The organism is Pontixanthobacter sp., from assembly GCF_049682855.1.
GTDB lineage: Bacteria > Pseudomonadota > Alphaproteobacteria > Sphingomonadales > Sphingomonadaceae > Pontixanthobacter.
Map to the genome: position 1 here is coordinate 19,248 of NZ_JBAUIK010000015.1, position 11,028 is coordinate 30,275.

An 11,028-nucleotide genomic window follows, 5' to 3' on the forward strand; every position below is an offset into this window, starting at 1 on the left:
CTCCTTTCAGAACATCTCGATCTGGTTGCGGCTATTGGTGTCGAACAGGCCGTGATCGGCGGGCCGCTGGGCCTTTTTGGGTTCCATCGGCGCGTTGGCGCGCATCGCCAGCCTCTCGGCTGGCGTGATCGGCGCAACGCCGGACACCAAAGTCTGGACACCGATTGGCGTCTGCTCCGCTTCCAGCGGCGCGGCGGCATCATCTGGCGCTACCCTGCTCATGCCGCGCACTCCGAACGGAAAGGCACTTGGTCGGTAAACGCCAGCAGATAATCCGCCGCCTTGCTGGCCTGACTGGCGGCTTTGAAAATGGCGCGATTGTCCTGCCGTAATACCGCCAGCCATGAGCCGAGATAATCGGCATGGCGAACGGTCGGCACGATGCCGAGCGCCGCGCAGAGAAAGGCGGAGGCCAGTTCGGCGCACAGTTCCTCCCGCGCATAGAGCGCGGTCCCGAAACTACCCGACTGGTCGCGGCCAAGGCGGGTCTTGTGACCCGTCCAATGACCAAGTTCGTGCAAGGCCGTGCGGTAATAGTCGATTTGATTAGTAAAAGCTGGCTGCGGGGGAACCTGCACAAAATCGGCACCAACATTGTAAAAGGCTTTCGTCCCGCCCGTCCTAAAATCCGCTTTTGTCGCGTCAATCAGAGCCTCGGCCTGATCGTGCAATTCGCGTTCCGGCAAAGGCGCGGGTTCGGCGGTCAACCGCTCCGGCAAGCCATCGCACTGCGCGGCATTAAATACCGTAAAGCGTTTGAGAAACGGAATCGAGCGCGGTGCATCGCTGTCACCAACGCCGCCCTCGCCTTCCTGTTTTCTGTCATCATCTGGCGTGAAGCGGTCGGCGTAAAAGATCGTCCGGCCCTTCTCGCCTTTGCGGACGCATCCGCCAGCGGCCAAGGCTTGCCGGAATGTCAGCCAGTCCTGCGAGGGATAGCCGCCATCAATGACAGCGCCCCACAGAATAAGAATATTGATGCCCGAATAATGCCGCCCCGAAATCGCGTTGCGCGGCAATCCGGTCACGGCGTTGCCGCTGTTCCAAGGCTTCACCCAAGGAAAAATGCCTTCCTCAAGCTGCGCGATAATCTGCGCGGTCACTTCATCATAAAGTGACACTTTCGGCTCTGCCCTACCGCCACGGCGGGTCTTGCGCGCCGTGCGCGAAGCGCGCTTAGCCTTCGCATTCCTGCCCGTGCCGCTATCCGAAATCCTAGAATTTTCATGCAACATAACCGCCTCCATCGCCCCAAAACTGCCGCAACCGGCCCCGGAGAGGCGGGGTGGGCGGCAAGAGCGACCAGAAAGGCCCGCATCAAGCGGTCAGGCGCACCCGAAGGGATGGAACAAAGAGGAATACCCGGTCCTGAAAGGCCGGGTTGCGCCTGAGCGCGGCGGGCCTAGCCGGGAGCGCCGCCCACCCCGACTCGTCGGAGCCGGAAAACAACGCCGGCGCGTCCGCGCCGTCCATATCAATCGCACATCATCGCGATTATCCCATCCGCGAAGCGGCCCAACAAAGACGGCCCCCTTGCACGGCGCGACGCCGCGCGGTGGTGTGCGCGCGCATTTGTGCGCTAGCGCCCACCGCGCAAGGAAAGAGGCAAGAGTGCCTGCGGGTCAGAACAAAAAAGCCGCACCCTCAAGGAGCGAAGCGGGAAAGAGTGCGTCCTTAAAAAATCCCGCTCACTATCCGGGGCGTTGCGGGGTGTCCCCGCAGAAGGGGTAGCGGGAGACAGCGGAGCGGCTCCGGCTCAGGGGAAGGCCTTCCCCAAAACATAAGTTCAGACACTATTCCTGGAACCTTCTACCTCTGTCAGGGAACAAGCCACGCTCATCTGCATGATACAAAAGCTCACAGTCCAGCCCCAGAGATTGGTGGTTTCATATCAAGGCACGCTCATAATCGAATATCTATATGTGTTCATTTATCACAATATCTAATATCTAAATATGCTCAATAATTATTGATTTGAACATATATGAGTGTTAGGTATGCGCCGGAGATTAGATATGTCAAATGCAAAACAATCCGGCCTTGCCCGCAAAAACCTAGACAAACGCCTCGGTTTTCTGCGTGACACCGACCTTACCAGCCCCAAAGGCGGCTGGATACGTGCCATTCGCGATGCGCTTGGCATGTCGAGCCGTCAGCTTGCTAGCAGACTGGGCGTTAGCCAGTCGCGTATTACCCCGCTGGAACGGGCCGAAGCGCATGGCGGAGCCACACTAAAAACGCTGAGAGAAGCGGCTGAAGCGTTGGATTGCACACTGGTTTATGCATTTGTTCCCAATAAGCCGCTCGATCAGATCGTAGAGGATCGTGCGCGCAGCAAAGCCCGCGGCCAGATTGGAACCGTGTCACACGCAATGCTTCTGGAAAACCAGTCGATGACCAATGAGCAAACACGCGAAGAGCTGGAACGCATGACCAGGGACATTCTGGCAGAACCGATTGGCCGGTTATGGGATGATGAATGACCGATCCGCTGTTTGATGGCGATGATGAAGCGGGCACACCTTTAACAGAGGAAGAGCGTGAACAGCTGATCCCGACCTATATCACGCTGCGCAGTGAGCTCAACGAAGCCGAGCAGATCAACATTACCGAGGCAAGCCGCTGGTATGGGCGAAAGCGCAATGCCGATATACTTGATGATGCGCTGCTCAAGGAACTGCACAAACAGATGTTCGGACAGGTCTGGAAATGGGCGGGCAAATATCGCCAGAGCCCGCGCAACATCGGGATTGATGCCTATCGAATCCCGACCGAAATGCGCCAGCTTGTCGATAATGTCCGGTTCTGGACAGAGAATGAAACCTACCCGCCCGATGAAATCGCGGTCCGGTTCAGCCACCAGCTTGTCTCCATCCACCCCTTCCAAAACGGCAATGGACGACATTCCCGCATGGCAGGCGATTACCTCGCCATCCAACTAGGCCAGCCCCCATTTACATGGGGACGAACAAGCCTGACCAATGCCAGCGCAACCCGCAAAACCTATATCGCAGCACTACAGGCGGCGGATCGGGGAGACATCAAACCACTATTGAAATTTGCGCGGGATTAGCTGTTGGAGAGAGCAATGGACGACGATCAAAACATCCGACCCGGGATTTTCATCTTTGATGGGCAAGCGCCATGGGACGAGCTGGTGAGCGGCATGACATGCGACACGAACGATGGGCAGCCCGGCGTCTGGTTCGCTCGCACTTCCGTCGAAGAATTGAAGGAGTCACCAGAGATCGTCCCGCTCAAACAATTCGCCCCTGGCCGCCTCCAGCCCCACATCTTGATGCAAGCGCTACACGGGGATCCCGACGACGGACATCAACCAATTCGCGATATCTACGCCGCAACGTTTCAAATCCTGCGAGGTACTGTGAACCGCACACTGGCGCTCAACGGTCTGATCGCCCAGCTAGAGGAACTACCGAAGTTGGACGCGACGCTTATCGAGCCGGTAATGCGGATGATGGGCACGATGGGAGTCCTATCGATCACTGCCGATGGCAACGGGTTTCGAGTGATGTTCTCGGCGTCGCTAGAGGAATCTCATAAGCGCCGAGATTATCTGGCGACTTTCACGAACGAATTGATGGCGAGAAGCAGAAGGATCGATCTACTGGTCGGTCACGCTGGCACGGTTGGAAGTTATCGCGAAGAACTGCTGCTTGGGCTGCTCCATCAGTTGTTGCCCCGGCGGTACGAGGCCACAACGGGCTTTATCGAAGGATGCCCACGGCAGCTCGACATTATCATTTGGGATACCGAAAACTACACACCACTTTTTCGCGAGCAGAATTTTGTGGTTGTGCCGCTCGCATCGGTGCGAGCGGTCGTTGAAGTCAAAACGACATTAAGCAACGGAGCGCTTCGCAAGGGGATGGAAATTCTCTGGGATACATTCCGCAACCGCCCGACTATTTTACCCATCTTCAAGGGTATTTTCGCATTCGAGGAGGGCCTCAAGGGTTCCGACAAGGTCGCGTCCGTGATGCGAAGCTTTTATGGATCGACCGACGGTACGGGGCTGATTCCGCATGAGCACGCCTATTACTGGTCGGGCATCAATGCTGTCTGCGTGCCGGGCCACTGCTTGGTACGTGAGCGATACAGTTGTGCCGCTGCCGATAAGTTCCCACAGCCGATCCTGACCGGCGTCGATGACCCGATCGGCGACGATGCCTATTCCGCGCTGTTTCTAGGGGTTCTCCTCAGTCACCTCGATATCGACTTGGGCGCCAAATTGCAGAACAACAAAACATTCGAACCCGTCCTTCAGGTACTCGAGGAGCAAGACCACGGCCCAATCTATGCCGAATGGAGTCCAGGAACTGCGCTGTCCGAACTTTCCGCGACTTTGAATTCTGCCGGTGCCAATGCCTATGTGCGTCAGGTTCATGAATTCCGAGCGGGACGCCGCTTTGGCGATCAAGTTGGCGAAGGGCTTGCGAAGGACGCAGAACCTGCGGGCCCAAACGGTGAACCGCCGCAGGCGGTGAACGAGTCATGGGAGTAAGATCGATGCTTCTCGAAGATCATCGACGCCGCGTCGCGCGGCTGCTGCGGGGCGAACGCCGCGTCAGCGACATGGAGCGCCTGTTCTCAGACCTGCGCATGATGAAACCGGGCCGCTCCAGCGTTCGGGAAGTCGGCCATTTCGCCGCGCACCGTGAGGAACGAGATAGTGGCATCAGCCTCAAGCGCGCCAACGACATTCAGACCAGCGCCAGAATGTGGCAGAAGCAATTCGACGGTGTTCCGCCTAACGCCGACCATCTCAAAGAAGCGGGACGAGCAAATCTCAATATCATGCCTGACAACCGTATTCGGGAGAAACTCGGCATCTCCCGCCAGACCGCTGAGCAGACGTTTGCAAAAGCACTTCGGAAGTTCGCCGCAGACCGACATTTGAAGCCCCGTGAAGCGCAGGTGCTGAAGGTTTTTGGCTTGAGCATGATGTGGCAGTTCGCCCTTGACGATCACACCTTATCGTCGGATTTTACTGACCTTCTGGTTTTTGAAGGAGCGCTACCTGAACCCGAAAGAGCAAATTTCGAAGGCGTCTCACAATTCGTCACTCTCTACGCATTGTCGATCATGCATGGGATGCGCCTCAAAATGGTGGATGGAGCGACCACCCGACTTCGTCTAGCCGAGTCCGAGGAAACTGGGTGCCTGCGCATCAAGGCTGATATCCCAGTGAGCGGTGGGCCCAAGCCGATCACGTCGAGCGTTCCTCTCTTCGAAACGTCCCTCGCCGCAGCGACTCATTGCGACTCGCGAATCCTGACGTTTATGGAAGAGCCTATGCCGATAGAAATTGAAGGCGACCGGGTCGTCGCTCTCTTCTAACGGGCCAACCGGATGTCCTGCGCGCGGGCCTGTGAGCCAGCGGGCGTCCGGCTACCTGCAACGCTTCTAGAGCCAATGCGCGCACACGCTTAAAATGCGAAGCGTTCAATAACCGTATTTATTTTGCCTATCGCGGAACGCCTTTTCACCGCCTTCCATCGTGGCAGTGATTGTTTGGCAAATTTCGGATTGGTCGATTGCCCCAGCACATTCAAACTGCCGTTTTCCGTCATTTTTCATTTCGAGATAGGACACCAACTCAGACGAACCATTAACGACGATATTGGCATTGTGGCTGGCGAATAAAATCTGGCGCTTCTGTTTCGATTCATGGAGCCTGTCAGTGAGGTCCGATATGACTTTATTATCTAAATCGCCTTCAGGTTGATCCACTAGCAAAGGACCACCGGGCTGTTCCAGCAGCATGAACAAAAGGGCAGCAGCACGTTGTCCTTCGGACGCTTTTTCAAACGAAATCTTTCGTCCATCATCACAGTAAGACAACGAAATGTCAGGCTTGGGAGCGGCTATCGCGATGGCCTCAACGCGTGCCAGGTCCATCATCTCTATGCAATTAGCGTGGGTTCGTTCCGTGCCGCCAATAGTGCGCAACAGTTCCGGCCAAGACGGCTGGTCACCCTTCAACGACGAGCCAATTTGCTTGTAGTGAAGCACGGCAAGACATTCAGAGCGAACTGTATCAAGGTATTGCCATACCGATGATGATGATATTGACTCACCGATTTGGCGCTGACGACTAGCTTCTTGCGACCCGGTTTTCGCTGAAACAATGTCTATAGCATCACGAACCTCAGACCAATCGCCGTCAACATTTAGATCAGCTTTGATCCGACCGTTAGAAAGGTTTTCGATTTGCAGAGCCCAAGCAGCGGTGCGCTCGCCTCGATCTGTCACGGCGGCTTTCAAATCGTCAATGGCGTTATTAACAACCTTTGACTGTTCATCGGCCGAAGTCATATTGAGCTTAAGATTTCCGATCTGAGCAGTGGCAGTCTCAACTTCCTGTTGAAGTGTGCTGATTTGAGCCGTTACCGTCTTATGTTCCCCTAGTTTTTCCATGACCCCGTCGCGGGCGACGCGGGCAGTTTGAAGCGCAGTGGTCCATGTCTCACCCGCTCCATCTAGCGCCGATTTCTTAGTAGCAAGTCGTTGTCCAAGCGCCTTCAATCCATCTACAAATTCTGTCTTGAAGGCTTCGTAACTATCGATGAACGGCCTAGCCTCAAGAAGCGCAGAAGATACATCAAGAGGCTGCGCGCCCAATTTCCACAAATCTGTAAGCTGCGCCATGACGGTCTCAACTTGCGTGGTCGCTTGTGATTTGCTGCCTTCAAATGAGGTCAAACTTTCAAACTTCGCAACGATCTCTTGGTCCGCAGGAGATAGAGCAGGCAGAGTTTTTTGAAGGGCAAGGATGCGCTGTTCCAATGATGCCTTTTCCGTTTCGAGCTTATGTAGCTCCGATTGCTGCCGCCATGATGCCGATAGGTTCTGAATGGCAGAGCTAACTGCTCGTTTTGCAACTTCGATATTTGCAGAAAGCTTTTCGTCTTCTTTCTTAAAATCCGGATTGACGAATTGGAGCAGCTCGCTGAGCTGAGTTTTTTTACCTGCTTGTTTGCCGAGTTCCGACAATTCGCCCTGACTGTAGACAATGGCCGGAAACAGTGAACGAAGCTCCCGGGTGGACAACGGTTGTATACTGCCGTTTGGATAGGTCACTTGCGGCTGATAGGCATTTCCGCCAGTTCGACTGATTGTGAAAAGCGCGCCGTCTTGGCTGAGTGTAACGTGTATTTCACCGCCAGCAGATGTCAGTGTGTCCCTTATTAAGGAACTCATCCGATCACTGCCCGAATAGTCTGTCTTGGCAAGGTCATCGCAGCTTCGCCCCAAAGCGAACGCAAGATATTCTAAGATAGAACTTTTCCCGCTGCCGCGCCCCCCGATGAATGAGTTTAGCTCAGGACTAAGTTCGAGGGTTGCGTCGTGTAGTATGGTCGATCCCACAAGTCTCATGGAGACGAGCGATAACGAGGCAATCGAGGGGCGCGTGATCGTGATCCGAGACTGGTAGCCAAGAAAAGCTTGACGTATAGCTTCTGCCGTTGGTGCGGCCAGCTTAATCCAGCAACTATTGTCGCCAAGCGTAGTGTAGTCGGATGAGCGTGAGTCTGAAGTGGGCAATGGATAGATATGGCGCAAACCCCACATTGAATCGTTGCCCGAAAGCCGTTGTTTATTAGCGGCCAGAAGCGTGTCGATGGATTGTGCGTGGTCAAGATAGCCACCAACGTAAGGCATTCGCTTGAAATCGGCATGACGACCGCTTGTGAGCACGGTGTGCTGACCGCCCTGCGAAACATTGGGTAGCACAACGTATTTTCCGATTATGCCAGCGCCGAGCTTGTCGAGTTCAGGGCCGATGTCTGGATATGCGCAAGTTAGCTGAGTTACTTTAGGGCTTTTAGTGCTCTTTTCCTCCAAATCAGCGTAGACAATTCCGAGTTTTCCTTGTGCCTGCCTACGCCAGTCTTCACTTAAGTCAGCGTCGAACAGAATGATGCACTGGACGCCACTATGGGCTGTAAGTTCCATTCCAGGAAAAAGCCAAAGATCGAAATGCGGATTGGTTGCCTTTCGTTCCTCAATAATCTTTTGCACATAGGAAACCATGACCATCTCATGGTGGTCAGTAAGCGCTACCGCTTCTAATCCCTTCTCAATACACATATCGACAAACGTGTTGGCCCAAGCCTCGCGAGCATTATCTACATCGTCAGCGGTGGCGGGAGTGCCATCAAGGTCTTCATTCAAACCAATCGGCCTTGCACCCTGCCAATTGGGATCGCGAGGTGTGTGAATTTGGAAGTCACACTTTCTCCAGTGGGCGAAACTCATTGTTCAGTCCTCGGCTTGATCGATGCGGTCGCAGGATCGTAAAAATAGTTTGAAATTGAACCGTTGCGGACAAGTTGTGCGGCTTCGTCAATTACATGAAGCGGCACAAGAAACCATTCGCGCGGTCGTACCGGTTTGCCGAAACGGTCGCCAATCTCGATGTCGTAGGCTGCGTCTGCAAAAAATCGATGGATCAGCTTTTCGAGCTTCGTCCGATTGATGTTGAAGAGCTTGTATTCTGCGACGACATCAACGCCTGCGAGCAGATAAGTCGCATCGTTCTCCGCAGCCGCAATACGCTTAGCGACACTGCCGCCGGTCACACCAATCTTGTGAATCAACTCGCGATGCTGGGCAATGGTGGGATGATCGGATTTGCTCCGCAGAACGTATATCGTCCCGCTTTCGGAATCCTCGTCCTCCGACTCGTTACCGAATAATGGTCCAGCGGACGGTTCGGAAATGCGGCGTCCCGCATCATCCTTGTAAAGCGCGCGTTGCAATGACCGTCGCAACAGATTGCTTTCCGTTCCGTTGGAGTAAATGACCCGCAGGCGCGCATCCAATTGCCCATTCGGAGCCTTTATGATTTCCCCAGCTTCGGCAACATAAGCCATCTGCCCGCCAAGGATAAAGAATTGCCCGACGTCAATATCGGCTTTCAGGAATCCAGCGTCCTTCACAAAAGGGCGGGTGTTGCGAACGCCGGACTCGATTTCAAGGCTTACATCGGCAAACAGCGGCTCGAATTTTGCAAAATCGTTGCAACGTTCGCGGTTGGCGATCTCTTCGGCAGCGCGGCGTTCGTCGCGCGTTTGCACATGCCGAAGTTGAGTGATGTCATGCGCGTCATCGCCATCCTCAATGCCGAGTTCGGCAAGCAACGCATCATCGTCCAGCGTATCGGGAACGATATGGCTGGCTTCCGCGTCCACTTCCAGCAAGCCATGCTTGTCCATGTCCACTAACAGCGACCGGCAATCTTCAAGTTCGCGTAGGCGGTCAAGCCGCACAGCATAAAGGCGCTCAAAGATATCGTGCTGCTCGCCATGCTGTGGCGCGCGGCCATGCTCATCGTGAAATTTGAGAATGTCTTCAAAGCCAGCGATTATCCGTTCTTGCTGCGGCGTATGAACGCGCACGGCCTTCTGCTCGACGCTAACGCCAAGTTCCGCGAGCAATTCGTCGTCGGACAGATCAACCATTGCCGCCCTCTTGAGAATTCTGCTCGGCACGGAATTTAGCGAGAGCGGCAACGCCTTCCGCAAGGCGCTTTTCCCAAGGGTCTTGCGAAGTAATCTCGGGTGCGCGTCCTCGTTCTTTTTTCCATTGCAGGGCGCGAACAGCAAGATCGCGCGCTTCGTCATAGGGGATGCTGACCTTGCGCTTTCCAATTACAGCGGCAACCTGTTTCAACGTGCCCTCGTTCATCGCCTTGGCAAGAACGGAATAAGCGGCTTCAAACGGATTGATCCGGTCAATCAGGTCTATGTCGAGGTCTTTGACCTCAATCGCGAATTTGCGAACGCCTTCAATCAGCGCAGTGTTGGATCGCGCATCGTCATCCCCTCCCGCGTCACCGTCACCCGCAAGCTGTTTGGCTTTCTGCGTCAAGTTCAACGCGGCAACCGCATGCTGACGGACCGATTCCTGATCTTCATCGGTCAATTCGGGATAACGGTCGCGGACAATCTTGCCCATTTTAAGCTGGGTCAGTTCTTCCGCCAAGGTTTCGCCGCCCGTGTGTGCACCATCGAACAGGCCGCGTTCAAGCGAAGATTTATCTTGCACGAACGCAGTGATAACCTCGTTCAAATCCTCGGCACAAATACGGGTGGCTTCGGGACTGTTGGGCGTGACAAGCCCTTTAATCTCGAAGTGGAACTGGCCGCGCTCTTCGTTGAAGCCGACATTGGTCTTGTCTTCCTGATACCCGCCCGGCCCGTAATCGAAATCGTCAATCGGCCCATTGTCCTTCGGCGTGAAGTTGAAACGCGGCGCGAGAACCTGCTCCATGAGCAAACTTGCCGCGATGGCTTTAAGTGTATCGTTGATCGCATCGACCACGGCGGCTTCGGACGCATCGGGTTCGGCAATCAGATTGGTAAAGCTCGCCACTTCCTTGCCCGGTGCATCGCGGGTGGCGCGCCCGATAATCTGAATAATCTCGGTCAGGCTGCTACGATAGCCAACTGTCAGCGCATGTTCGCACCAAATCCAGTCAAAGCCTTCCTTAGCCATGCCGAGCGCGACGATGATGTCCACATGATCGCGATCATTCTTATGTGCGGGGTCTTTGAGCGCAGCGAGAACCTTGGCGCGCTTAGTTTGGTCGCTGTCGTCAACAAGATCGGCGATCTTGACTGTGCGGCCATCTGGCAAATTGACAAGGTGGAAACCGGTCACAGGGTCGGCTCCCTGCCAATCGCCGAGATATTCCATGATCTCTTCGACTTCCTTGATCTTGTCCTTTGTGCTTTCGCGGCTGTTGACCGAGGGAATATGCACGATGGTTTTGCGCGCGGGATCAAGCACCGCCTCAATCGCGCTCAAATAGCGGCCAGTGTAGAAGAAATAACCGATGTTGAGCGATTTGAGATGCTCATACCCATTGAGCTGTTCGTAATAGGTATAGGTGACAGTCTCGAACTTGGCCTCATCCTCGGGCATCAACACAGGAACGGCATCCCCGCGAAAATAGCTGCCGGTCATCGCGACAAGATGCACCTTGTCGCGGTGGATGAA

Annotated in this window: 9 protein-coding genes; 4 read left to right on the forward strand and 5 right to left on the reverse strand. The window is 54.8% G+C overall.

The window, feature by feature from the left end; translation table 11 throughout:
* Positions 1–6: 6 nt before the first annotated feature.
* Complete coding sequence (locus tag WA922_RS09950) at positions 7–222, reverse strand: hypothetical protein (protein ID WP_170010517.1); 216 nt, start codon at positions 220–222, stop codon at positions 7–9.
* Positions 219–1,121: an ArdC family protein gene (locus tag WA922_RS09955; RefSeq protein WP_424771548.1), complete on the reverse strand. Its 903-nt coding sequence runs from the start codon at positions 1,119–1,121 to the stop codon at positions 219–221. The genes WA922_RS09950 and WA922_RS09955 overlap by 4 nt, the downstream gene beginning before the upstream one ends.
* A gap of 894 nt (positions 1,122–2,015) precedes the next feature.
* Between WA922_RS09955 and WA922_RS09960 the strand changes: the two genes are divergently transcribed.
* Genes WA922_RS09960 through WA922_RS09975 form a run of 4 tightly spaced genes read left to right on the forward strand, consistent with a single transcriptional unit; the run spans position 2,016 to position 5,361 of the window.
* Entirely contained in the window at positions 2,016–2,483 is a 468-nt protein-coding gene (locus tag WA922_RS09960) for a mobile mystery protein A (RefSeq protein ID WP_424771549.1), read from the forward strand.
* On the forward strand, positions 2,480–3,073 hold the full coding sequence (locus WA922_RS09965; RefSeq protein WP_424771550.1) for a mobile mystery protein B: 594 nt from the start codon (positions 2,480–2,482) through the stop codon (positions 3,071–3,073). Before WA922_RS09960 ends, WA922_RS09965 begins: the two co-directional genes overlap by 4 nt.
* A gap of 15 nt (positions 3,074–3,088) precedes the next feature.
* The gene (locus WA922_RS09970; RefSeq protein ID WP_424771551.1) at positions 3,089–4,525 is read left to right on the forward strand and encodes a DUF6602 domain-containing protein; all 1,437 of its coding nucleotides are present in this window, start codon (positions 3,089–3,091) and stop codon (positions 4,523–4,525) included.
* 5 nt (positions 4,526–4,530) lie between these two features.
* Positions 4,531–5,361, forward strand: a complete 831-nt coding sequence (locus WA922_RS09975) for a hypothetical protein (RefSeq protein ID WP_424771552.1) — start codon at positions 4,531–4,533, stop codon at positions 5,359–5,361.
* A gap of 105 nt (positions 5,362–5,466) precedes the next feature.
* Here WA922_RS09975 and WA922_RS09980 read toward each other — a convergent pair whose 3' ends face one another.
* The 3 genes from WA922_RS09980 to WA922_RS09990 all read right to left on the reverse strand — a co-directional run.
* Positions 5,467–8,283: a TrlF family AAA-like ATPase gene (locus tag WA922_RS09980; RefSeq protein ID WP_424771553.1), complete on the reverse strand. Its 2,817-nt coding sequence runs from the start codon at positions 8,281–8,283 to the stop codon at positions 5,467–5,469.
* Positions 8,280–9,488, reverse strand: a complete 1,209-nt coding sequence (locus WA922_RS09985; protein ID WP_424771555.1) for a GIY-YIG nuclease family protein — start codon at positions 9,486–9,488, stop codon at positions 8,280–8,282. The genes WA922_RS09980 and WA922_RS09985 overlap by 4 nt, the downstream gene beginning before the upstream one ends.
* Positions 9,481–11,028, reverse strand: a 1,548-nt coding sequence (locus tag WA922_RS09990; protein ID WP_424771554.1) for a DEAD/DEAH box helicase, incomplete at its 5' end; no start/stop codon positions are given. The genes WA922_RS09985 and WA922_RS09990, both read right to left, overlap by 8 nt.

Excerpts from the sequence above, each read along its gene's own strand:
- WA922_RS09970 (WP_424771551.1), top strand. The coding sequence starts at position 3,089 with ATGGACGACGATCAAAACATCCGACCCGGGATTTTCATCTTTGATGGG.
- WA922_RS09960 (WP_424771549.1), top strand. The coding sequence starts at position 2,016 with ATGTCAAATGCAAAACAATCCGGCCTTGCCCGCAAAAACCTAGACAAA.
- WA922_RS09975 (WP_424771552.1), top strand. The coding sequence starts at position 4,531 with ATGCTTCTCGAAGATCATCGACGCCGCGTCGCGCGGCTGCTGCGGGGC.
- WA922_RS09950 (WP_170010517.1), bottom strand. The coding sequence starts at position 222 with ATGAGCAGGGTAGCGCCAGATGATGCCGCCGCGCCGCTGGAAGCGGAG.
- WA922_RS09980 (WP_424771553.1), bottom strand. The coding sequence starts at position 8,283 with ATGAGTTTCGCCCACTGGAGAAAGTGTGACTTCCAAATTCACACACCT.
- WA922_RS09965 (WP_424771550.1), top strand. The coding sequence starts at position 2,480 with ATGACCGATCCGCTGTTTGATGGCGATGATGAAGCGGGCACACCTTTA.
- WA922_RS09985 (WP_424771555.1), bottom strand. The coding sequence starts at position 9,488 with ATGGTTGATCTGTCCGACGACGAATTGCTCGCGGAACTTGGCGTTAGC.